18 protein-coding genes and 3 pseudogenes are annotated in these 24,239 nt (G+C 53.3%); 12 read left to right on the top strand and 9 right to left on the bottom strand.

Annotation, left to right across the window (positions count from 1 at the left end):
* Position 1: 1 nt before the first annotated feature.
* From AB4O23_RS22370 to AB4O23_RS22360, 3 genes are all read right to left on the bottom strand, one after another.
* Positions 2–955 (bottom strand): PDR/VanB family oxidoreductase, encoded by a 954-nt coding sequence (locus tag AB4O23_RS22370; protein ID WP_015372132.1) that lies wholly within the window; start codon positions 953–955, stop codon positions 2–4.
* A 66-nt stretch (positions 956–1,021) separates the two neighbouring features.
* Complete coding sequence (locus AB4O23_RS22365; RefSeq protein WP_460060621.1) at positions 1,022–1,897, bottom strand: aldehyde dehydrogenase family protein; 876 nt, start codon at positions 1,895–1,897, stop codon at positions 1,022–1,024.
* Complete coding sequence (locus AB4O23_RS22360) at positions 1,842–2,543, bottom strand: aldehyde dehydrogenase family protein (RefSeq protein ID WP_460060618.1); 702 nt, start codon at positions 2,541–2,543, stop codon at positions 1,842–1,844. The genes AB4O23_RS22365 and AB4O23_RS22360 overlap by 56 nt, the downstream gene beginning before the upstream one ends.
* Positions 2,544–2,927: 384 nt before the next feature.
* Here AB4O23_RS22360 and AB4O23_RS22355 point away from each other — a divergent pair, with 384 nt between their 5' ends.
* The gene (locus AB4O23_RS22355; protein ID WP_065876912.1) at positions 2,928–3,560 is read left to right on the top strand and encodes a TetR/AcrR family transcriptional regulator; all 633 of its coding nucleotides are present in this window, start codon (positions 2,928–2,930) and stop codon (positions 3,558–3,560) included.
* Here AB4O23_RS22355 and AB4O23_RS22350 read toward each other — a convergent pair.
* The 4 genes from AB4O23_RS22350 to AB4O23_RS22335 form a co-directional block, all read right to left on the bottom strand.
* Positions 3,544–4,542: a LysR family transcriptional regulator gene (locus AB4O23_RS22350; RefSeq protein ID WP_256095393.1), complete on the bottom strand. Its 999-nt coding sequence runs from the start codon at positions 4,540–4,542 to the stop codon at positions 3,544–3,546. The two genes, AB4O23_RS22355 and AB4O23_RS22350, sit on opposite strands and share 17 nt — an antisense overlap.
* A gap of 236 nt (positions 4,543–4,778) precedes the next feature.
* Positions 4,779–6,083: an NAD(P)/FAD-dependent oxidoreductase gene (locus tag AB4O23_RS22345; RefSeq protein WP_065876914.1), complete on the bottom strand. Its 1,305-nt coding sequence runs from the start codon at positions 6,081–6,083 to the stop codon at positions 4,779–4,781.
* A 71-nt stretch (positions 6,084–6,154) separates the two neighbouring features.
* Complete coding sequence (locus AB4O23_RS22340) at positions 6,155–6,595, bottom strand: Rid family hydrolase (protein WP_003232737.1); 441 nt, start codon at positions 6,593–6,595, stop codon at positions 6,155–6,157.
* Between the two features lie 53 nt (positions 6,596–6,648).
* Entirely contained in the window at positions 6,649–7,788 is a 1,140-nt protein-coding gene (locus tag AB4O23_RS22335; protein ID WP_065876915.1) for a tyramine oxidase subunit B, read from the bottom strand.
* Positions 7,789–8,184: 396 nt separating this feature from the next.
* On the opposite strand from AB4O23_RS22335, the pseudogene AB4O23_RS22330 reads away from it, so the two are divergent.
* The 9 genes and pseudogenes from AB4O23_RS22330 to AB4O23_RS22290 form a co-directional block, all read left to right on the top strand.
* Positions 8,185–8,658, top strand: a pseudogene (locus tag AB4O23_RS22330) (nuclear transport factor 2 family protein); the annotation flags it as partial.
* Positions 8,659–8,775: 117 nt separating this feature from the next.
* On the top strand, positions 8,776–9,876 hold the full coding sequence (locus tag AB4O23_RS22325; protein WP_065876917.1) for an amidase: 1,101 nt from the start codon (positions 8,776–8,778) through the stop codon (positions 9,874–9,876).
* A 603-nt stretch (positions 9,877–10,479) separates the two neighbouring features.
* Positions 10,480–11,904 carry an APC family permease gene (locus AB4O23_RS22320; protein ID WP_460089639.1) on the top strand — a complete coding sequence of 475 codons (1,425 nt, stop codon included), beginning with the start codon at positions 10,480–10,482 and terminating at the stop codon, positions 11,902–11,904.
* Positions 11,905–12,069: 165 nt separating this feature from the next.
* Complete coding sequence (locus AB4O23_RS22315) at positions 12,070–13,353, top strand: aromatic ring-hydroxylating oxygenase subunit alpha (protein WP_065873523.1); 1,284 nt, start codon at positions 12,070–12,072, stop codon at positions 13,351–13,353.
* Positions 13,354–13,830: an aromatic-ring-hydroxylating dioxygenase subunit beta gene (locus AB4O23_RS22310; RefSeq protein ID WP_065876918.1), complete on the top strand. Its 477-nt coding sequence runs from the start codon at positions 13,354–13,356 to the stop codon at positions 13,828–13,830. It abuts the gene before it with no gap.
* 504 nt (positions 13,831–14,334) lie between these two features.
* Positions 14,335–15,660, top strand: a complete 1,326-nt coding sequence (locus tag AB4O23_RS22305) for an alginate export family protein (RefSeq protein ID WP_068936471.1) — start codon at positions 14,335–14,337, stop codon at positions 15,658–15,660.
* Between the two features lie 468 nt (positions 15,661–16,128).
* A pseudogene (locus tag AB4O23_RS22300) lies at positions 16,129–17,291 on the top strand (IS3 family transposase).
* Between the two features lie 869 nt (positions 17,292–18,160).
* Positions 18,161–18,643, top strand: a complete 483-nt coding sequence (locus AB4O23_RS22295) for a cysteine hydrolase family protein (protein WP_317617126.1) — start codon at positions 18,161–18,163, stop codon at positions 18,641–18,643.
* Positions 18,644–18,846: 203 nt separating this feature from the next.
* Positions 18,847–20,204: pseudogene (locus AB4O23_RS22290) on the top strand (purine-cytosine permease family protein).
* Between the two features lie 77 nt (positions 20,205–20,281).
* On the opposite strand, the gene AB4O23_RS22285 reads toward AB4O23_RS22290, so the two are convergent.
* Together AB4O23_RS22285 and AB4O23_RS22280 are read right to left on the bottom strand one after the other, a co-directional pair.
* The gene (locus AB4O23_RS22285; RefSeq protein WP_042727902.1) at positions 20,282–21,439 is read right to left on the bottom strand and encodes an alpha/beta hydrolase family protein; all 1,158 of its coding nucleotides are present in this window, start codon (positions 21,437–21,439) and stop codon (positions 20,282–20,284) included.
* 152 nt (positions 21,440–21,591) lie between these two features.
* Positions 21,592–22,503: a LysR family transcriptional regulator gene (locus tag AB4O23_RS22280; protein WP_003173128.1), complete on the bottom strand. Its 912-nt coding sequence runs from the start codon at positions 22,501–22,503 to the stop codon at positions 21,592–21,594.
* A gap of 325 nt (positions 22,504–22,828) precedes the next feature.
* On the opposite strand from AB4O23_RS22280, the gene AB4O23_RS22275 reads away from it, so the two are divergent.
* Both AB4O23_RS22275 and AB4O23_RS22270 read left to right on the top strand, forming a co-directional pair.
* Positions 22,829–23,767 (top strand): VOC family protein, encoded by a 939-nt coding sequence (locus tag AB4O23_RS22275; RefSeq protein ID WP_042727901.1) that lies wholly within the window; start codon positions 22,829–22,831, stop codon positions 23,765–23,767.
* A 15-nt stretch (positions 23,768–23,782) separates the two neighbouring features.
* The gene (locus tag AB4O23_RS22270) at positions 23,783–24,145 is read left to right on the top strand and encodes a Rieske (2Fe-2S) protein (RefSeq protein WP_042727900.1); all 363 of its coding nucleotides are present in this window, start codon (positions 23,783–23,785) and stop codon (positions 24,143–24,145) included.
* Positions 24,146–24,239 lie beyond the last annotated feature (94 nt).

The raw sequence follows: 24,239 nt of genomic DNA, 5'->3' as shown, positions 1-24,239 counted from the left end.
GTTATATGTCCAGCACCAATCGTGGAGATTTTGATCGTGAACAGCATACCAATATCGTATCGTTCGCCGCTTTTTCATCAGCAGTGAGATACACATCGCGATGGTCTGGTTCACCCTCTAAAACATCACAGAGGCATGTGCCACAAACACCCTGCTCGCAGGATATTTCGATATCAATACCTACTTCAGCCAGTGCTTGATAAATGGTCTGCCCGGTCATGACATTGACGGTTTTACCGCTGCGCGCCGCCACAACCTCAAAACCAGACCCATTGGTATCAATGTCGGCCTGAAAGTATTCGCGGTGAATGTGTGCATCAGGGTAGCCGAGTTCGAGAGCATTATTGATAACCCACTTCATAAAACCTCCCGGTCCACATGTATAGATGTGAGCCGTGTCCTGGCTGCCTCCTAATACGCGTTTGAGGTCCAGTTGGCTTTCAGGTTCATCGTCGAAGTGCAGCTGGACAGCTTGGGAAAATCCGGAGAGCTCCAACTCTTCAAGAAACGCACTTCGGCTACGTGAGCGTGCGCAATAATGCATTTCAAACGCCTTGCCCCTGGCTTCAAGCGCATAGGCCATGGCCAGCATCGGTGTGATGCCAATACCCCCTCCGAGCAGGATTGAACGTTCGGCATTCAAGTCCAGCGGGAAATGGTTACGAGGCAGGCTTATGTTTACCTTTACGCCTTCAAGTAATTCCTGATGGACTGCAATGGACCCACCCCTGGATTGAGGATCTCTCAATACCCCAAGCCGATAAATGCCTGCGTCAGCGGGATCGCCGCACAACGAATATTGGCGGATCACATTTGAGGGTAGGTGCACATCAATATGGGCACCGGCCTCAAAGGTCGGTAAATTGCCGCGGTCTGCCCGCGCCAGCTCGATGACGACCACATCATCACCTTGCAGCACTCGTTTAAGCACGACTACGTTTAGGAGTTCATTCATCGGGTAATACCTGTACGTACGCGGGAAGACAATTCATATTGATGGTTTAAAAAAGCTCGCCAATCTTCATTCAGCCTGATCAAAAACACGCATAACACCGGCCTTGAGTGACGTGTGGGCGAGTAAGCCTTCTTCACCCAATTCATGACCTGCGCCTGAATCCTTCATGCCGCCGAAGGGGAGACTGAGATCCAGCACATTGTGGTTATTGATCCAGATAGTGCCTGCCTTCACGCCGCCGAAGAAGCTCGTGATCCGATCAACGTTTTTGGTCCAGATACTGGCCCCCAAACCAAATGAGGTCGCATTGGCGCGCTGGATAACCTCACGGTCGTCCTTGAAGGAAAAGGCTGTTAGCACCGGCCCAAAAATCTCCTTTTGGGATGTGATGCTGTTGTTTGTAAGGTCGGTCAAAATGGTAGGCTGAATATAAGCGCCAGGGCTGTTGATCGTTTCGCCCCCACACAGTAATTCTGCACCGGACTCAAGGCCCTGGTGGATCATGCTCATCACCTTGTCGCGGTGGGCGTGATGAACGAGTGGACCCATCTGCGAACTTAAATCCAGACCCGGGCCAATTTTGATGGTCCGTGCGATTTCAGCGACTCCCGCAGTGACTTCGGCGTAGTGGCGTTCGTGGACGTACAGCCGAGAACCTGCGCAGCAGTTTTGACCATGATTGCCGAAAATAGCCCAGGCAGCGCCGGGAATAGCGATGTTCAGATCGGCATCTTCGGCGATGACGACCGGTGACTTACCGCCGAGTTCAAGCGTGTATTTTTTCATCAGGGGCGCTGCTATTGCGGCGATTCGTTTCCCTGTCTCAGTCGAGCCTGTAAAACTTATCTTGTCCACGCCAGGGTGCTCAACAAGCGCCGCACCTACTTCATGACCTAGAGCCGGTAATGACATTGACAACTCCAGGTGGAATGCCAGCTTCATTACACAGCTCCGCCAGGCGCAAAGTAGTGAACGGGGTTTGCTCAGCGGGCTTGAGAACAACAGTGCACCCCGTTGCAAGAACAGGTGCCAATTTCCAGACCGCTTGGCAAAGCGGAACGTTCCACGGGGTAATTGCTGCGACGACACCCAGTGGCGATCGTTTTGTGAAACCAAAGAATTTTTGATCCGGCAAGTAAGGAACGGACAGATCCAGGGTTTTTCCAGATATTTTGGTGGACCACCCGGCCATATAACGCAGCGTATAAACCGACAGGTCCGCATCGAATGCGCGAGTGTTTCGAATAAGGCGGCCACTGCTGAGCGTCTCGAGTTCAGAAAGCTCCTGAGCATTTTCCGCAATCAAATCAGCGAGCCGCAGCATCAAAGCTTCACGTTGATAGGGTCTCATTCTGGACCAGGCGCTGTCTTCAAATGCCTTGCGTGCAGCGGCCACTGCCAAGTCGACGTCAAATTGGTCTGCCTGTGCGATTTGACCTAATTCAAGACCGTTACTAGGATCGGCGATAGAAAAGTATTTTTCTGAATGCGGGTCCCTGAACTCACCATTAATGAAGATTTGGGTACGTTTGCCGATCCTGGATTTAGCCCCAGCGGTGAGGTGTTCGTAGTTATTTGCCAATGTCATGATCGAATGCCCATTGTTATTGTTTCAGGGGCCGCTATCGTACTAGCGGAATATAAAGGAAATTAATATCCCGCACCGTCACGAGTTGGACAATGACAGCAGAGGTACCTATTGTTGCCCTTGCTGCAACAAAGGCGAATCATCCAGGTGGTGCGTCCAATGTCTCACTTGCGTGTAGGGCGGATTGGTTTTTGCTGATCGTGCCCTAGGTCGTGGACCACGACTGCACTAAGCTGAGACGATGACGATATCGGGTAAAACAGTAGTGCATCTGACCGGACAGGTATATCTGGCCTGTATGGAAGACAAGCAAGTATGGTCTTTAAGGAGAATTAAGAGTGTTGTATAATTTCTGCAATTTTTTAGGTGAAAAGGAAATTCTCAATGAGGGTTGCTAAAAACAATCAAAAGACTGAAGAGAAACGTACTGCTATTTTGGTCGAGGCAAGGATGGTATTTCTCGACTCGGGAAATGCTGGATTCAGTATGAGAAGCGTGGCTAAAAAAGTCGATATGTCGCTGAGTCATCTTCAATATTTTTTTCCGACCAAAGATCAACTATTTTTGGAGATGGTCAGGTATACCGTAAATGACTATCTGAAAAATTATAAAATCATCATGATGGAGTCCTATAATAGTCCCGAACAACAGATGTGTGCTGTGTTGGATTATTTGTTTAGCGATCTCATGCGACTGGATGTTACAGCCATCTTCGTCGAGCTCTGGGGGATGGCACTCCGGGATGTAGAGGCGCGCCTTTTTCAGCGTAAACTGTACAGAGTCAATAGGCGAAAATTTTCGACAATCCTTACCAGGGTTTACCCTGATTCATCGCGTGAGACCATCAAGCGGGTCGCAACCCAGGTGCTGTTACACATCGATGGCATTATGGTGCTTTACATGGTGGATTGGCCGGATGCGCAGAATTATGAGCGAATAGTTCAAGACGCTAAATCCATCATATGGAGAATCATGGAAAATATCGCTCAGAAAAAAGAGGCTAGTCAACTGCCGTAGCTATGGCATTTTTCCGAACCAAGAAAATCTTATTGGGATTTCTGCTGGTGCAGTCACGAATGCGCCGAATCTGTGCGTTTATCGCCATTGCCAAGTAATGCACCAAATCACGCGAAAGAGGGGACAGCTTCCTGGATTGGCGCGAAATAATTTGTACTTGTGTTACATTCAATGCGTGATAATCGATAGGAATAGCTTTTAATGTGCCGTTGCATAACTCATCAATGACGGGAAAGTCACTGAGTATTGTCGAGGCTATGCCATTGCGCGTGAGGTCCAACATTATCTTCAGTGAGTTTGAAGTAATGTAAGGCTGGAAGTGAGCGCTGCTTTCACTTTGCAACTGATCAATAATTCCTCTGATCCGGTACTCAGGCGGGGGTAGAACAATATCTTCGTCAGCCAGGTCTTGAAGACTGAGTATCGATCTGCCCGCCAGCGGATGGTCGGGGTGGACAATAGCTCTCATGGGTTGATCGAAAGAATGGAGCCTATTGATGTTGGTGGTCTTTGTAGGGGAAAACACCAACCCTATGTCTGCTTCGTCTTCAGCGACCATTCGCTCAACTTCGTGAGAGGGCGCAATCAACAGCTCAGTGTGCGATTGTCGGTTAGTTTTGAAAAATTGATAAAGCTCACCTATGGCCTGAGTACTAAGTAGTCCTTCGCCCACCGCAATGCTGGTTCTATTTAAATATCCTTCTTTGAGTTGGCCGAGTTTTTTCAAAAGTTGATTGTGATGACCCATACGCTCAACATAATAATCAACTGCAGCCTGACCAGCGGCGGTCAGGCAGATCCTGTGAGTACCTTCTTGTATGAGCTGAATACCTAGATCGGACTCCAGTTTCGCAATCTGGCGACTGATGGAGGAGACGGCGAGCTCCAGCTCTTCGGCCGCCGCGCGCATGGTTCCCAGTCTGGAGCTCAAATACAGATACTTGAAGCGTTGATCTTGAAGCTCAGTTTGGGAATTCATCATGGGTGCCTCGCACGGTTCGCATCATCAAGTTTTTATTATGCTGACGAATCTATGCTAGCGAATGCCGGGAAGCAATACTGCGGGCTAGTTTTTTTGGTCAGTGACCTACAATATTTTTATAGCTTTTTGATCTAAGAGGGCGTTTCTGTCTGCGCCGAAATTTGCGGTTCCAGGTTGCACGTTTAACGTTCTATGGAGCTCTTGATTGCTGAGGTACCCCTGATTTCCTGGCTTGATCAGCTGTGCTGGCGCTTGAGGTGATACGGTGCGGGATTAACTATGGGTGTGTCGCCAGTGACGAGATCAGCGATCAGTTGTCCGGCTGCTGGAGAGGTGCCAAAACCATGCCCTGAGAATCCGGAAGCAAGCGTCAAGCCCGGGATTTTATCCACGGGGGATATCACTGGGAGGCCGTCCGGCGTTACATCGATCATGCCAGCCCATTCGAGCTCTATGGTGGCTTTTTTAAAAGCGGGCCAAGCTTCAGTGAGATTGCGTAATGCAGCCCGATTCAGTCCGTGATTGACCTTTGGGTCTATTGTCCGTCTCTGCTCGAAAGCAGACGTACCTTGGTCAGAACTGCGTCGCGACAGGGCCAGTTCTGTCATGAACTCTCGTCCCAGGGAAAGATTCATGTTTTTCCATTGGGAACGCAGTGTGGAAAAGTAGTGATGCCCGATCAGCAAGCTGTCAGGTACGATCGGCACCATGAAAGCTCCCCGGTTCGTGATGATGTATCCGCCGTCCTGGTGTTTGCGAAAAGAGATATCTGGAGTGCCTACTGCGACTTCAGTCATGCCCTCTATCGTCAGAGGAGCCGTTCGAAGGACTGAGGCGACTACCGGTAACGTCAAGAGGGGAACACCGCAGGTAGCCAGGAAGCGTCTCGACCACATGCCGCCGGAAAGGATTACGTTGTCGCAACGCACTTCCCCCCGCTCGGTTACAACACCGCTTACTCTGCCTGCCGACATGGATAGCGTTCGCACCGCGCAGTTCTCCACGATGATAACGCCTTTAGCGATAGCCGCCCGTGCGATGGCACTGCTGGCAAGAGTAGGTTCTGCTCGGCCATCAGAGGCTGTATAAATTCCGCCTGCCCAATCGACGGTGCACCCTGGAGAAAGATCAGCGATTTCTCTCGCCGTGACCAGGCGTGAGTCGAGCGAGACATCAGCGACTGAGTTCAACCATTCTTGATGTGAAGCCATTTCCCCGGCTGAGCTGGCGGTATACAAAATACCGGTCTGTCTGTAGCCAACATCGGCATTGAGCCGTTGTGCCATGGTGCCCCACAGTTTTTCTGCGGCGATTGAAAGAGGGAGGTCCAGTTTGGCCCGCCCCATTTTCCTGATCCACCCCAGATTTCGCGAAGATTGTTCGCCAGCAATTCGGCCCTTTTCAAGTACTGCGACGGGGATGCCACGTTCTGCCAGCGACAATGCCGCAGTGAGTCCGATAATGCCCCCTCCGATCACCACCACTGTCGTGGCGGCAGGAAGAACGACAGAAGTCTGAACGGGAGAGATAGAGGGGGCCAAGTTTCTTGTCCTTGATACTGTATACGTTATCGAAAGTGCACTGAATCGCTACGCCCTGAGGCTGCTAAGTGTCACGTATTGTTATGAGTAATCGTGATTTCTTTGACATTGGCCTTTGAGACCCCGCGATAGGCGGTGACTTCAATTTCAACTTTGTATATCTCAGATCCCAGAGGAGGGCTGGTCAGCGTCAGCGTTGGATTAATACCGCGCATTTTTTCTGCGTAGGTGGCCATTACGATATCTATGTCCTTCGCAAACGGTATGAACACGCGCGCGGCAACGATATCGCCAAGCGAAGCGTCAACGGCCGAAAGGGCATGTTCTATATTGGCCAAGACTTGAAGGGTCTGCTCAGCCGGGTCTTCGGGCATTTCCTTTGTGGCGGGATTGCGGCCGGCGGTATTGGATACGAAAATCAGATCGCCGACGGCGATGAGGCGCGAATAGCTACCCAGTTCCTCAAACTTGGATCCGGTTTTAACTTTAATAACGTCGATAACTTCTTTCATGTGGAGTGTCCGATATTCAATGAAAACTCAGAAGGCGCGGTGGCCGTGCGGGATCAACTTAGCGTTGGGGCTTCCCAGAGATTAAGTTTGACGCCTATGCCTTTTTCGCAGGCGTTGCGATAAATCACGGTGCCCCACGCAACGTCTTCTACCGGCATACCGCCGACCGACATGATGATGATTTCATCGTCGTTTTTGCGGCCAGGTGCTTCACCGACAACAATCTTGCCCAGATCCTCGAGCTGGTCAGGTGACATTTTTCCTTCGTCTATCAGATCCAGGAATTGGATGCCCACTACTGGCACGATGTTGTGCACTGGCTTGGGATTTTCTTCATGCCATGCCTGGTAGAGAGGAGGATTGTCCAGAACCTTGCGGATGTCGGGTAACTGCATGCCTTCATCGATACTCGTCAAGGCGGGCATGGACAGAAACGTACCAGGGCTTACCCATTCACGCTTCACCACAGGATAGGCAGAGGCATCACCAATTGCTCCGGAATTGCAGAATGTGACGATGTCACAGTCGCGTACCACAGCTTCGTTGGTGTCAACCACATGAATGTTGACAATCTGCGGAAAAGTCTCACGAACCCACGATGTAAACGCATCGATATTTTTTTGGCCGCGTCCCTTGACTTTAACTGTGTCAATCTCAGGACATTCGGCAACGAATGCCGAAAGTGAGGTCTTCGCCATCACACCTGGACCCAGGATGCCAACCACCTTCGAATTCTTTTTGGCCAGATGGCGGGCGCCTACGCCAGGCACGGCGCCTGTTCGATAAGCAGAAAGAAGATTCGCTGACATGATTGCCAGAGGAGCGCCCGTATCGGCATCGTTGAGTATGAACAGAAGGATGGAGCGGGGGAGGCCCTTCTCTCTATTCGCGATGTTGGATCCGTACCATTTCATCCCGGCTGTTCGAAATTGACCGCCAAGGTACGCAGGCATCGCCATGAAGCGTCGATCGGGGGTAGGTTTGGGCATGTCCGGAAAAGGTGAGTCTTCGGGAAATACCACCACAGATCCGTGGGAATTGTTATTGGGACCTGCCATCCGGTAGTCGCCGTGGTACATCAGGGAAAACATTTCTTCCATCGTGTCAACGCAGGCTGCCATATTGGTGACGCCCGCCTGAATCATGTCCGGTTCGGAGAGGTAAATGAAATCAATATTTGGTAAGTTGTGCATAGTCGTTGATGCTCATTTTGAAATACTGCTCTTGCCGCTGATACGAACCTTTCTCAGCGGGGACGTGATCTGACCGGTTGCGCTCTAACCTTCAACGCCGTTGTCATTCTGAATCGAACGGTCCAAATCGCAGGGCCTTCGAATAATCGGGTGAGCCATGACGGTTATGCGCTTTTTTCGGCGCTTAACTGCTCCAAATCAGCCTTGGAGCATTCGGCATGAGTTCTGGCGCTCAAGCTAAACTAGGTAACAGACCACGCTTATCCTACAGTTCGTTTTTTTGAACTCGATGACATTCGAGGCGACACTTGTTGTGGTAATGACAACGCTTGCGCTAGCAGGGTATAGCGGCTATTCCGGTCAAGCACCGATCAACATCATTGCCTAAAAAGCAACATGATCCCTGGTTGCTGTGATTGTGGCCCGATTTCTATGTCAGTAATTTCCTTGTCTTGTTTTTGCAGATTCGACAGGAGCCTTTTCATGATTTCCCCCATTTCTGACATTTCCCTGCTGGAAGAGCGTATTCGGGTACTTGAGGCCGAATCTGCGGTTCGCTATTTACTGAATCGGTATATGTTTTTGTGCGACGTTCCCGGGCCTGAAACACGTGAAAGCGAGCTGGGCCAATTGTTCTGCCAGGACGCAGTTTGGCAGGGGGTCGGATCTCGGTATGCCCTTAAGTTTGGTCGTGTAGGCGGACGCAAAGCGATAGTGGAGATGCTCATGAGTTACCTGCCACCGGCTCCACACTTTCTGTCAAATATGCACTTTCTTTCCGGTGAGCAGATAGCTGTCGATGGTTTTCAAGCCAAAGGCCGATGGGTAATGCAGCAACTCAGTCGCTACGAGTCTGGCCAATCAGGATCAATTGTCGCCGCCCTCACCGTGGAATTTCTCTGGGAGGCAGACGCCTGGCGCATCTCCTCTTTTTCAACTGAACGCGTTGATGCCTTTCGTCTCGAGAATGTCCAGGGGGGCGTCACTGTGATCCCGCTGGTCATTGAAGGTTGCATCGGGGGGCCAGGTCGGACGGTCGCCATCAAGGATTCTTTGGATGTGGCAGGTTGGCCAACACGGTGTGGGAGTCGTGCTTTCGAACACGCCCCGCCAGCCCAAAACCATGCAACTGTTGTGAAGGCGCTTCTCGACGATGGTTGGCAAATCATTGGCAAGACTGTGCTGCATGAGCTGGCTTTCGGTGTGACCGGTATCAACGAGTGGGCTGGAACGCCAATTAATCCACAGGCACCGGATCGGATACCTGGTGGCTCTTCCAGTGGCTCAGCGGTCATCGTTGCTCAGGGAAGTGTGGATGTGGCATTGGGTACTGATACAGGAGGTTCTGTGCGCATGCCGGCTGCCTGCTGTGGGGTCTTGGGTCTCAAGCCATCGTTCGGTCGTTTGAGTCGTCACGGTGTGTATCCGGCTTCCAGTTCTCTTGATGTTGTAGGACCCATGGCTCGTGATCTCGAGACGCTCGTGGCTGCGATGACTTCAATGGACTCAACTTTCTCGGCGCATAAGCCTCTCGGGAAATTCCGGATAGGGTTAGTCAATGTCTCTTGCGATCCTGCGATTGAGCAAGCCATACGGGACGAGATGAATCGTCGCGGCTGGGCCTGGGAAGTCGTCACGCTGCCGCTTCTTGATCAGGCATTCGAAGCTGCATTGACCGTCATTAATGCTGAAACGTGGGCTGCTTATGGTCATTACACCGGCCAGGCTTTACTGGGTGCCGATATTGAGGCGAGGTTACTGCGTGCGGCCAACACTGATGCCGTAGCCGTACAAGCTGCGCATGCGGTGCGCATGGCATTCAGCGAACAAGTAGACCATTTGCTGGAACGCTTCGATACACTCGTCCTTCCGAGTTTGCCTCGTCTGCCACCGCTATTGGTTGATGTATGCAAGGGTGAATCGGTGATCGATCTGACGCGCTTCCTCAGGCCGTTCAACTTGAGCGGGCACCCGGCATTGAGTGTGCCAATTCCCTATCCGGGTTCCTCCATTAAAACCAGCCTGCAACTCATCGGAGCAAAGGGTGACGACGCACGTCTGTGTGCCATTGGTGGCGCGTTCCTTTGAATAAATCAGCGTTCGTCATCGAGCGCAGCAAGCACGCGGGTCCGGCGATGCAATCAGCAGGCGGCGCAAGCAAAAAGTGACTCAGTTCCTTCTCGGGCGACCAAGGGCCTGATCAGGGATGTCACTCAAAAGGTTGCAGCGTTGCAATTTGTACAACGAATGTCGCTTACGGTGTCATCGTTTTCGCGGCGAAGTACTGCAAGGATACCGGTAGGCCGTATACCGCTATGAAGCCGGCTACATGTGATGCGTAATCTACATCGCGCCGACAATTAGAAGGATACGCTTGAACCAGATTCAATCCGCTTGCCAAGGCCAGGAATATACACTGCACATTGATGCCTCGTTGAATAGGCGTCATGAATCGTGTCATCGAAGACAAGTGATTGGTTTGAGTTTCTGAGTACCCGCCTTTTGGCAAGATAAGAGTTTGATGAACTCGGCAACGAGTGAAGAGCGATATAAAGAATGGCCAGGCTGCGGTTTTCAGGGGCAGCGGGCAGGTATCGCTTGCGCTTGAGGAGCGCTCGCGTTGGTCCGCAAGGACGCTGCTGCATCGATTTATTTCCGTTATTCATAAAATAATTAGAGTGGAGAATTGGGATGACAGAGCTATCCGAGCCCCTATCTGCAGATGTGCCTGCAGGCGGCCAGCAATTAGAAGGTAATCTAAGTGCTTATAAAATCGCGTTATTGGTGATTGCAGCCGCAGGACCGTTAGGGGCCGTTCTTACCGCAGCCCCCATTGCTTTTGAGCACGGTAATGGCGCTGACCTTGCCGGAGCATTCCTGCTGGCAGGAATTCTGATGATTTTTTTCTCGATAGGGTATGGCGAGTTAATCCGGGCGATCCCGGGGGCCGGCGCATTTTACAAGTACCTCACGGTGATCTTTGGGCGGGGCGTAGGAGCGGGGGCTGCATGGGTTGCCTTAGCCTCTTATCTGGCGATTACCACGGCGATTGCCGTGGCGTCGGGGTATTACACGAATATGACCATGCAAGGGTTTGGTATTGATATCGGCTGGGCAGCATGGACCGTCTTATACGTGGGGGCGATCTGTTACCTGGGTCGGGCGAATATTGATTTTGCCGCAAAGATCCTCGTGCCTTTGGTGCTTGCAGAGTTCTTTGTGCTTTTTCTACTGGGTATTTCCATATTCTTGGATAAAGGTCTTAACGCCTTCCCGGTTCAAGCCATCTCGGTAGACGCAATAATGCTGCCGGGGCTGGGGGTTGGGCTCATGGTGGCGCTGGCATCATTCCTCGGTGTTGAGTCCGCCGCGCTTTATGCGATGGAAGCCAGGAAGCCAGCAAAAACCATTCCGCATGCCACTCGTTTGGCGGTCGTTTTGGTAGGCGTCGCCTATTTGATCATTATCTGGCTGATCATCGGTGAGGTTGGGTTTGACTCCATCAAGGACGAGGCGGCAATAGCGAAGGGCGGGTTGGTCATTAATTTGTTCACGACTCGTTTGGGTAGCACGATGGCGACAATTGTTTCTCTCATGCTGTGCACCAGCAACTTTTGCTGTTTGTTGTCACTGCATAATGCTGCGACGCGGTATGTTCAAGTTTTGGCCAAAGACAGGCACTTGCCGAATGTTCTTTCACATGTTCATGAAACGAAAAAATCTCCAGCCAATGCAAGTCTGCTTGTGACCGTGCTCGTTGCACTGACCATTATCGTCTCTTCCTCCCTGGGCTATGACGCCTTTGTATTTTTGTTTCCCGTAACGGTGGCATTGTCGACGCTTGGATTGATAGGGCTTCAGACATTTGTCACATTGGGGGTCGTCGTTCACTTCAAAAAAGCCAACGATAAACGGTATTTTAAAACGTTATTCAGCCCACTCATCGCACTGGCTGGGCTTAGTACAGCCGTTTATCTCATCTACGACAATTACGGCATGCTGACGGGCAGTGAATCTGCCTGGGTCAATGGCACTCCATTACTTCTGGTTGTCTTGTTTCTCTACGGGATAATCAAGGGACGCTTCAGGAAAGCCGACTCGTCCGGGATCAAATGATATAGGCCATGCCTACACCACCGTTTAGCTTGATCCAGGTGGGCTGACGCTTGTTGTCTTTAAAACAATAAACCTCTCGCGGTCGGCGGTTGATGAGCTGTGGGTGCGGGCTTAAGGTTATTTCAAAATAACTCTCGTCACATTGCGATAGAAAGGTAATTAATTGTGAGCGATTTAATTAACGTTGTCGGGCTTGATATGGAACCCGCAAGCTTGATCAAGCACGACCGCGTGCACACCTCGTTGTACACCGACGCCAAGCTGTTTGACATGGAACTGGAAAAGATTTTCTACAGTACCTGGGTCTGGGTCGCGCACGTCAGCGAGATCCCGGAGGCGGGCAGCTACAAAAGCACCTACATCGGTAAGCAGCCGGTGATCGTGGTGCGCGACCGCAAGAAACAGGTCCATGTGCACCTCAACCGCTGCCGCCATCGCGGCGCTACGGTATGCGAACACAAGAAGGGCAAGACCAACAGCTTTGTCTGCCCATATCACGGCTGGAGTTACGCGCTGGATGGTTCACTGCGTGGTGTGCCGAGCCCTGAAAGCTACGGTGATTGCCTGGATAAGGGCGAGCTGCCTCTGGTCAGCCTGCGTGTTGAAGAATATGCGGGCATGCTGTTTGCCACTCTCAAGGATGACATCGAACCACTGGTCGACTTCCTCGGGCCTGCCAAGAAATGGATCGACCTGTTCATGAAGCAGGGCGCCGGTTACCCGATCAAGGTCCCAGGCGAGCACCGTTTCCGCTTTCCGGGCAACTGGAAAATCCAGTTGGAAAATACCACAGACGCTTACCACTTCCCGCTGGTGCACAAGTCATTCCTGGCATCGGTTGATGAGCAAACCCTCAAACTGTTCGACTTCGTTGAAGGGCCGGGTTACGTCGAAGACCTTGGTAACGGGCACAGCGTAATGGTGATGATCCCCGACCTAGTGGATCTTGAAGCCGATCTCGACAAACCGATTCCGGAGCGCTTCGAGGAGCTTGCTGCGCAATTGCGCGAAGACGGTATCGAAGAGCAGCAAGTGCGCCGTATTGTTCGTGCTGTCGGTGGCTCGGGTTTCAATCTTAACCTGTTCCCCAACGTTGCCTGTTCCATGGCGTTTTTCCGCGCGCTGCAACCGATATCGGTGACAGAGACAGAAATTCATCACTCGGTAATCACCATGGACGGCGGCCCTGCTATAGCCAACCGCTACCGCCTGCGTTTGCATGAGCACTTCCAGGGTCCGATGGGCTTTGGTACTCCGGACGATTCCGAAGCCTGGGAGCGTGTGCAGAAAGGCGCCAGTGCTGGCGAAGACCTGTGGATCATGTTGAACCGTGGCCTGCCGGGTGAGATACCGACCGAAGACGGGCTGGTCAGTGACGTAAGCGCCGAGACCGGCATGCGCGCTGCTTACCAGCAGTGGAAAAAGATGATGACGGCAGAGACTAAGTAAATGAACTTGCAATTACTGAACCAAGTCACCGCTTTTATCTGGGCTGAAGGCGACATGCTCGACCATGGCGAATTCGACACCTGGTTGAGCCTGTGGGACGAAAAGGGTACTTACATTATCCCGATCAATCCCAAGGAAGAAGACTTCGAAAACACCCTCAACTACGCCTATGACGATCATCACATGCGTCAGTTACGAATCCAGCGTCTGACCGGAGGTGATTCGATTTCCACCAGCCCGCAGCCGCGTACCGTGCGCACCCTGTCACGTTTTCGTGTGCTGTTCGAAAGCGATGAAAAAGTGACGGTCCGTTGCGCGCAAAACGTGCGCGAGTTCCGTAAGGACTCGCTCAAACATTACAGCGCGGACATCGTCTACGAGCTTGAACGCGTCAGTGACACTTTCAAGATTCAGCGTAAGTTGATTCGTTTGATCAACGCTGACGACGCGCTCGCCGGGATAGGTTATATACTTTAAGTTAACAGCTCGGGTGCCGGGGACGAGGAGTGTCGCACTGTTTCTGCCGGCTATAAGAGCGGTGCCTTCTGAAACTTGCCAAGCGTTTTGATCGGAAGGCACTTTGTCGGGGTTGAACAGCGTCTGCTGAGGATGTCGGTTATAAATTCAAATATCAGTCTATGTAGAAGCGGGTGTTTTATGTTGGGTCAGCATAGTTAAGTTTTTATCCCTTCCTATACTTGCCACATGCTCTAAAGAAAAAGCACGTCAGACTCATGCGATTGTTGTACAGATAATAATGCTCATGTCAGTCCTGGTAGAGAGTTATTCAAGCAGGCTATCGCGAGGAGGTGAAGATTTAAAAAAACGCAACAGATGTTTAAAAATAGACTGCGCAATTATTAATCGGTAACTCGCATTGACTACCCCAACGACTGCAGAATCCTGGCGATATTTAAATGCAGGTGAGGAATAGCCCATTTAGTGTATCGCTTAATCCAATAAAAAAATGGAAATGCAACCATGCGTCGATATTCCCTGCTTCACTTTTGTACCCTCGCTGCACTGTTCAATGCAACAACTCCCGCGGGCGCTTACGAGCTTTTTTCCCGAGATGACACCCATCTCAATGCTAACCTGGATGCGGTTTTTGGCGTTTTCCACAGTCGTGAAAGTTATCCAGCCTCTGGCCGGTTAACACAGGGAGCGTCCTCATGGAGAGAGGGCTACGTCAAGTATGGCATGAGCGGCGATCAGGGATTGCGAGGCGCAGGGACGGCCTATGGTGCCTTCTCACTGGTCAGTTCGGCCACTTGGGGGGACGGGGACGCTGCAGGCTACACTGATGGATCTGAGCGCACCACCAAGATTGAAGATGCTTATCTGGGATGGCGCTCGGGCAACCTGTTTGAAGTCCTTGGCAAAGACGGCATCGACTTTTCATTCGGTCGACAGAATATTGCAGTGGGCGACGGCTTCCTTATTCAGGGCGATGCCTTCAGTGCGGGTCGCGGCCTCGGCGACGGACAGTACAATCGTGGAGGTGCTTTCTACGTGGCTGCCCGCAAAGCGTTCGATAAGACAGCCGTGTTGCGCATTGGCGGTAAAGAGGGCTGGCGTGGCGATCTGATGTGGCTTAAATCCGATAACCCCTCTCAGGCCAATACCGAGATGTACGTCGGTACGCTGGAACACGTGGCTGCAGCCGGAACGGTTGGCCTGACGTACGTCAACACCACGAAAATTTCTGAACAGTACGCTTCGCCCCTGCAGCTTGAGCGTGACGGCATGAAGACCTACAGCGTGCGCGCAGTGGGTAATGCGGGCGTGGAAAACCTGTTTTTGTCGGGTGAGTACGCCAGGCAAAACAAACCGAATGCGGCGAATGAGGACGCTTGGTATCTGGAAGCAGGGTGGACCTTTGCTGATGCTCCGTGGAAGCCGAGCGCCAGCTATCGCTACAGCCGCTTTTCAGAAGGTTATGACACCTTGTTTTATGGGACGGGTCGGGGCTACGGCACATGGTTCCAGGGTGAAGTGGCCAGTAACTATGCCGGCCCCTTCAACAATAATGCTCGTATCCAGAATGTTACGTTCAAGGTCAATCCTTTGGAAAGCCTGACCCTCGGAGCCATGTACTTTAATTACGACACCATCGATCGTAACGTGCGTAACACCGATGGTCATGAAATCGACCTGTATGCCGAATGGCGGGTTAATCAGCACTTGACCGTTTTGCCGTTGTTAGGCATCTACCAGCCAGACAAGAGCGCAGAGAAGGGGGGGACGCAGTTAGGTAACAACAATACAAATGTGTACACCCAGCTGGTGTTTGCTACGACATTTTGATACCTGACAGGTGGCTAATGTCACCTGCTTTTGTTCCAGGCCGTTTAGATAAAGTTGTATCCATACACACTCCATAGCCCACCGTCGGATCGCCGAGTTTTGCCTGGCAAACGTTTTGTACTTCTTGCGAGATCTAGCTTGATAAAAGAAATGCATGACGTAAATAACGCAGTCAGTGATAGAACCCGGCAGAGCGTTTCATCCGTTCGGCTGGAATAGTTTCCACTTCTGCTCCTTGGTGGAGGTGCCTTCGTTCTCGAGGGCACCCTTTTTAGACAGCCACTCTTTTTGAGCGGCTCTTGGCTGCTTTATTCTGGCGTCGCGTGGCGCAAGATTATTTCGTCTGGAGCACCCACGATTTTAGCCCAATCGACTTTCCTGACAGCGTCGCCGCGACATCGAGCTGTAGTGGTCAACTAATCCCTGACACCCATTTAGGCGAGAATGCTCGCCAGATCGAGGTGTCAGATGACCAAACAACGCCGCTCCTTTACTCCAGAATTCAAGCGCGAGGCTGCCGACCTTGTGCTCAAACAAAACTACAGCTACATCGAAGCCAGCCGTTCACTTGGCGTTGGTGAATCGGCATTGTGCCGCTGGGTTGACCAGATTCAGAAAGAACATAAAGGCGTCACCCCGCAGAGCAAGGCACTGACTCCGGAACAGCAAAAAATTCAGGAGCTGGAAGCCCGGATTGCTCGGCTTGAGCGAGAGAAATCAATACTAAAAAAGGCTACCGCGCTCTTGATGTCGGAAGATCACGAGCGTTCGCGCTGATTGACCAGTTGAACGCCCATGAACCGGTTGATTGGCTGTGCAAGGTGTTTGACGTCACTCGCTCGTGTTACTACGCCCAGTGCCTGCGGCGCCGCACGCCCGATGTTGAACGGCTTCGATTGCGTAGTCGCGTCAGTGAGCTGTTCTCGCAAAGTCGCAGCTCTTCGGGCAGTCGCAGCATCCTGTCGCTGATGCGTGAAGACGGTGAGCAACTCGGTCGATTCAAAGTGCGTAGCTTGATGCGCGAGCTTGATTTAGTCAGCAAACAACCCGGCTCCCATGCCTACAAGCGAGCAACAATAGAAAGACTGGATATCCCGAACACATTGAACCGCGAGTTCGACGTGCCAGCGCCCAATCAAGTCTGGTGCGGCGATATCACTTACATTTGGGCGCAAGGAAAGTGGCATTACCTGGCTGTCGTCCTGGATCTTTGTACGCGTCGGATCGTGGGCTGGGCGCTGTCGGAAAAGCCAGACGCTGAGCTGGTGATCAAAGCGCTGGATATGGCTTACGAGCAGCGTGGCAGGCCTTCCGATCTGCTATTGCACTCGGACCAGGGATCGCAATATGCAAGCCGACTCTTTCGCCAGCGGTTGTGGCGATACCGCATGCGCCAGAGCATGAGTCGACGAGGAAACTGCTGGGATAACGCACCGATGGAGCGCGTATTTCGCAGCTTGAAAACAGAATAGATACCGACCGCGGGCTATCGAACTGCGCAGGAAGCACAGCGCGATATCAGCCATTTTTTGATGCATCGCTACAACTGGATTCGGCCTCACCAATTCAACGATGGGTTGGCGCCAGCGCGGGCCGAGGAAAAACTTGACGTCGTGTCCGGGATTAGTTGACCACTACATGTCCGGATGGTCATGGAATCCGCAGTCTATGCGCAGAATCCAATAGCCTTGCTTAGAATTAACCCTTTTTCGCTCTTGAAACACTACCAAAACAAGTCCAAAATTGAGTCTTTTTCTGCTTCAGCAAGAAAATAAACCCCTTAGATTTCAATGAGTCGGACGCCAGATGCGAGTCTCGTTTCCCGCTCCAAGTATTAAAAAATGGATCTCTGAAAAGAGGTCCATTTTTTTCGTCCAAAGAAAAGTCTCCCTTTGACTTTTGCCGCGCCGTCCCGTGAAAACACTATCGGCGTATGAAGCGCAATGCTGGGCGCCTGACAAAACCTCCAGGAACAGAAGTGGCCAAAGCTGCCCACCTGTAGCGGGAAGTTCACAAAGATGCACTTCGGCGTTGCGTGCTACGTTTCGTAGCGTGGTGTTACGGCATACCGAATACCATAAGACATCACGATATTTCTGATATCGCTCTATCCCGCCGCTTTCCGAGCCTTCCGATATTATGGCGTGCATATTACTTGTCTGATGGGACTTACCCCAAGAGTCTACGTCATGGTCAGTTTCGCATTTCGACCCGGCATAACGTGCATCAGCCTACTTGGCTGGGCAACGTTAGTCCCGTGCGGAGCCATGAAGAACTTTCTACGTCGTTCGGTTGCGCCTTCCCATGTGACTCTGAAGCGTCTTCCCTCCTGCGTTGCCGCCAAGCAAAACGGCTTTTGGCAAATAGTCAGATAGTCCTTCCTAGAGAATATTTCTCGTACTTTCCGTAGCCCGCGATTGCGGTGCCTGCGCCTGGTTATTCATAGCTATCAGCGAGCCTTGCGGCTATCGCCTGGTGCTCTGCAATTGGAAGAAACCTGATGACCCAAGACACGGCTTTGCTCGTGATCGACCTTCAGAAAGAAGACGGCTTCCCTCTGGAGCGGTTCGATCAAGTAATCAAAAACGCAACAGCGCTGGTTGATCGCGCTCGAAAAAACAACATCCCTTTGTTCTACACCCGTCATGTCAACGATGCCCAAGGTTTCGGCTTGGCGTTGGGCGAGCCCGTAGATGCCGAGGGCAAACCGACAAGCTATCGCGCTGGCACATCTGCCATAGAGATCATCGATGTGTTAGCCCCACAAACCGGTGACGTTGTCATTGATAAGCAACGCTACAGTGCTTTCCACGGTACTCGGCTGACTCCGATGCTGAAGGAGCGCGGCATCAAACATCTCGTGGTGATGGGCGTGCTGACTGACGTCTGTGTGATGAGTAGCCTGTTCGATGCCTATCAGAACGACTTCCACTTGAGCCTCGTGGCCGACGCTTGTACGGCGACAACTTCCGCAGCCCATTAATCGGCCTTGTTTATTCTCTCCAACTGGCTTTACGGACTGGACATGCTTTCTACCGAACAGCTGTTGCGGCGCTGGAGGGGCGAGCCAGCACCTTCACTTCGTACGATGGAACCAGACCACCTTGCCTTCCAGCCGGAAGAGTTTATGCAAGCCATTGCGCGCCTGGAAAGCTGCCTCGTTGCCAAGACTGAGCGGAGAGCATGATGAACGTAGAAAAAAGAAGCATCGATTTCATCCCGGAAACCGAACGTCACGGCGAACCCCGTTCTCTGTTCTTCGTGTGGTTTGGGGCGAACGCCAACATCACCACGATTGCGGCCGGTGTGCTGCCGGTCAGCCTGGGACTGAATCTGTTCTGGAGCGCTTTATCGATCCTGCTTGGTTCCTTGATCGGGGCGGTATTCATGGCTTCGCATTCTGCCCAGGGGCCGAGGTTGGGCATCCCGCAGATGATTCAGAGTCGTGCGCAGTTTGGGGTATTTGGAGCCATTGTTCCGCTGTTGTTCGTCATGCTCATTTACTTGGTTTTTTTTGTGAGTAATACCTTGTTGGCAGCCCAAGCGGTCGCCGCCTCAAGCCCCCTCAGCAGTGAGGCGAACATTGTGCTGCTTGGTTTACTCTGCTTTCTGGTAGCGCTGTTTGGCTACACGCTCATCCACCGCCTGCAAAAAGTGCTGTCGTTGGTTTCGGTTGTTTTTTTCGGGATCGCGACCCTGCTCGCCCTTGCACTGCCAGTCGACGCGGACCAATGGACGGCGCAGGGCTTCAACTTGGCGAGCTTCCTCGCCTCGGTGAGCATTGCGGTGACTTGGCAACTGTCCTACGCCCCTTATGTGGCCGACTATTCTCGCTATTTACCTACCTATACTTCTGCACGCCAGGTCTTTTGGTACAGCTACACGGGCACGGTTATTGGTGGAAGCTGGATGATGCTGCTGGGTGCGGTATTGACCAAGGGCGTCACAGGTTTCTCAGATAACGTTGGCCTCCATTTGCTCGGTGTTCTGGGGGGGAGCACCTTGCTGGCCGTGGCCTTCGTGCTCTATGGTCAGATCGCCATCAACGTGTTCAACCTCTATGGAGCCTTCATGTCGACGGTTACCGTTATCGAGCGTTTTGCTGCGCTCAAGGTCACTCCGAAGGTGCGCGCCAGCTTTATGCTCGTTATCTGTGCTGTTGCAACGGCGTTATGCACCATGGCTCAAGATGACTTCATTCAATTTTTCCTGAATTTCATCTTTTTCATGAGCTATTTTTTAATCCCTTGGACGGCAATCAACCTGGTCGACTACTACGCGCTACGCAAAGGCGTATACAAGATTGCGGATATCTTTGACCCGTCGGGGATTTACGGTCGGGTGAACGGGATTGCTATCGGCGTGTTCCTCGCGACCATCGTGTTGGAAATTCCATTCATGAATACTTCCCTCTACGTCGGCCCTATTGCCTCCGCACTGCAGGGTATCGATCTGGCGTGGCTTGTTGGTCTGCTGTTCCCGGCATGCGCTACTACGGATTAATGAGTCGGCGCAGTATTGGGGTGATCAAACCAACCCATTGACGCCCATCGCCCGGTTGCGCAGTGACACCGTGCAGCTCAACCCCTCGCAGCGTGACGGAACATCCACGTCATGCCCGTCACGCAATGCGACCACCGAGGACTTCAGCCACCCAGTCGGCAATGTAGTGACCCGCATTGATACTGTTGTCGAAGCTCGAATGCTGCACGCCACCCTCGCGTTCGGTGAAAATTTTCAGTTCGCGCTTGGGACTGTTGACCAACTGCTCATAGGTGCGGTGTGCCCACTTCAAGGGAATCTGTGAATCCTTTTCACCGTGGGTGACCAGGAAAGGCACCTTGATGCGATCCAGGATGCCGTCCAGATGAACATCTTCGGCGATGGTCATGAATTCGTCGGTGTCCTTGGCGCCCCATACCCATGAGACGTGCGACCAGTAATGCGGAACCGGGAAGCTGCCTTCCTTTTCCAAGCGGCGTTTCTGCACGTCGCGCCAGTCATGGTTGGCTCCCCACACGACACCGCACGCGAAACGCGGCTCGAAGGCTACCGCGCGCGGGCAGTAGTAGCCCCCAAGCGACACACCTTCCAGACCAATGCGTTTGACGTCGACGTCGTCGCGGGTTTCCAACCAATCCACCACGCGACTGGCCCAATGTTCGCTGTCAAAACGCGCAGTCAGGTTATGTAGCCGGAGCGCTTCGCCTGTCCCGGGCTGGTCGATGATCAGCGACGACACGCCACGTTTGGCCAGCCAGGCGGGCAGGCCGACGCGGTATTTCATTTCTTTGGTGGAGTCGAGTCCATTGACCTGCACCAGAATCGGCGCCGGGCCGCTGACACCTTCGGCACGCACCAGCAGGCCGGAAATATGTTTGCCTTCGTAAGGGATTTCCACGCGCTCGCAGTTTTCTCGTGCCAGTTCGATACTGCGCTGGAACGTCTGCAGAAAGCGCTGGTACAGCTCCGTGCGGCCTGGGGCGCCATGGGCCTGCAGGCGTTCGCAGCTCAGGTAATACGTTGCGGCGCGGTTATATTTTTCACCGGCGGACAGCATCCGCCCCTTGCCTTCGTCTTCTTCCGCCAGGCTGCACAGCTTGTCGGCCATGTTTGCCCAGGTTTCACGGAAGGCCTTGCTACCGGCGGCGTCCGGTTGTTTGGCGGCCTCTTGCAGTGGCGCGCACATCTCTTCGATTTCGCCGATACGGGCGCCCATTTCAATGGCCAGGTCGACTGAAAGATTCCACACGTAATTGGTCGGGAAGTAGCGAAACATGATTGTTATTGTCCTTGTGCAAGCAAAGGCAGGCGGCCAGGTTCTGAACGGGAATCGCTAGACCTGACGGTTCGAAGCAGGCTAAGGGCAGTCCCATAGTTTGGCTAATCGCAAGTCGGGATGGGAGGTATTGCGAATGGAGATAGAGTCGACTACTGCTCCAGCTCATTGATGATCTGACTGATTTTTGCCCGCAGCCAGCGGTGCATCGGATCCCCCTCCATGGTCCGGTGCCAGAGCATGAACTCACGCATCACCGGGATTTTCACCGGGGGTTGCACGATGCGCAGCGGCAGGTAATTGGCGTATAGCCTGGCCATGCGCTGGAGCATGGTGGCGACGCGTTGGGTGCCGACGATCAACTGCGGCAGGGTGTTAAAGTCGTGGGTCACAACTTCCATGCGGCGCGTAAAACCATACTGGCCCATCAGCCATTCTTCGACGCTCAGTTGCCGGTTGCGCCCAAAAATCACCGAGACATGGCCCATCTCGATGTACTGATCGAGGCTGATGCTATCGCCAACCAACGTGTTGCCATCCCACACCACGCAAACGTGCTCTTCCTCAAACAGCAGTTGCGAGGGGTGACCTTCAATGAGGTAGTGCTCAGGCACGATCATCATGTCGGCCTCACCGCGCATCAGCATCTCGGTGGACGTGTCGCCGGGGCCCAGCAGTTCGAAGGTGATGTGCGGCGCTTCCAGGGAGATTTTCTGGATCACCCGGGCAAACAGGACGCTGATCAGATAGTCCGACGTGATCAGGCGAAAATGGCGCTTGCTGGTGGCGGGGTCGAACACCGGTTTGGCGGTGATCGAGGACTGGATCGTCAGCAGCACCTGGCGCACCGGCGCCGCCAGTTCACGGGCATAAGGCGTGGGCTGCATCTTGCGTCCGACCTGCGCCAGCAGCTCATCTTCGAAGTAGAGGCGCAGCCTGCCCAGTACACCGCTGGTGGCGGATTGGGTCATATGCAGGCGTTCGGCGGCGCGGGTGATGTTCTGCTCTTCCAGTAACACATCCAGCGCCACCAGGAGGTTGAGGTCCAAGTGGTTAAAACGCATGGCGGTCTCGATTTTTGTATTTATTTTGTAAATACCTTCCGACCTTCCCATCGCGGCGTCAAGAGGCGTGAATGGGCGAATCGGGCGGTCCGTGTTCGATTTTCAAGCCCTTTGCGCTTCGCGGCCAGGTATCGCATTTGCCGATAGGTCACATCCTGACAAGCGATTAGTCAGTGAGTTTTTAGCCCTTCACTATCAGCCCACAGTCGGTTGGCCGTGGCGCTTTATCGGCTCCAAGACCCGCCTCGGCAGCGTACCGCCGGGCACTGCTCCCATAGCGGGACGCCAGGCCTGCGCTGAATAATGACAATGGAGTGGTAACTCAATGAGCATCATTGGCCTAGACGCGCTTATTTTTGGTGTCGACGACATTCAAGCCTGTACCGATTGCCTGCGTGACTACGGCCTGCTTCCTGTCGATGTCGACAGCGAGGGGGGCCGTTTTGAAGCGCTGGACGGCACTGCCGTGATTATCCGCCGGGCAGACGATGCCAGCCTGCCGGCGGCCATCGGGCCGGCGCCTTCGATACGTGAAACGGTGTATGGCGTGGCCAGCGAGGCTGATCTTGAGGCCATCGCTGATGAGCTGGGGCGCGATCGCCCGGTGACCCGCGGTGCCGATGGCTCCGTGCACAGTGTGGACGATATGGGCTTTGCCCTTGCTTTCCAGGTCAGCGTGCGGCGTGCGTACAGCGCGCCAGCCGATCTGACCAATGCGCCGGGCCATGCGCCTCAACGCCCGGTCAACCAACCTGGCATCAATCCCGACATGCAGGCGCTGCCACGGACCCTGTCCCACGTGGTGTATTTCGTGCCGAATGCAGCTAAGGCCGAGGCTTTTTACAAACGCTTGGGTTTCGTCACCACCGACACCTTTGTCGGCGCCGGCCCGTTTATGCGGCCGGCCGGTTCCGATGACCATCACTGCCTGTTCATGATCCAGACGCCGCCGCACATGAAAGGCTGCGAGCACTTCACCTTCCACATGGGCAGCGGTACGGAAGTGCTGCTGGCCGGGCGGCGCTTCGAGCAGCAGGGCTGGACCAGTTTCTGGGGGCCGGGCCGCCACCTCTTCGGTTCCAACTGGTTCTGGTACTTCAACAGTCCGCTGGGCTGTCACATCGAATACGACGCCGACATGGACAAGCACGATGACGCCTGGCAAGCGCGCCAGGCACCGTTGTCGGCGGATAACTCGCAACTGTTCCTGTTCACGTCCCGGGAAAAATGGTTCCCGAGCGGCCCGCCGCCCAAGCAGGGCTGAATGCGGAGGTCGTCCATGAGCCACGACGCGATGGTTCTCTGTCGCCTGGATGAGTTGCTCGAAGGGCAGGCTCGCGGGTTCGACCCTCTGGAGTCGGGCAAGGACAGCGTATTTGCCCTGCGCCATGACGACCAGGTGCGGGTGTATCGCAACAGTTGCCCGCACTTGGCGGTGCGCCTGGAGTACCGCAAGGATCGTTTCCTCAGCGCCGATGGCCGCCAGATCGTCTGTTACGCCCATGGTGCGCGGTTTCTTCCCGGCACAGGCCTGTGCGTCTACGGGCCGTGCCTGGGGGAACGCCTGAGTGCGCTGAAATGGCGTGCCGAGGCTGATTGGCTGGTGCTCGAAGCGGGTCAGCTGGGGGCCGATGCATCGTGATTAACGTATCGCGGTTGCTGATACATCGTATCCCTACATGCGATTAGTCAAACGCCTGCTTTGCCGAGAAAGTGAACACAACGCGTTAGCGAGT

This window comes from Pseudomonas sp. H2_A10 (genome assembly GCF_054680085.1).
The sequence above is the reverse complement of the archived record's forward strand: the minus strand, read 5'-3'. Positions and strand labels throughout refer to the sequence as shown.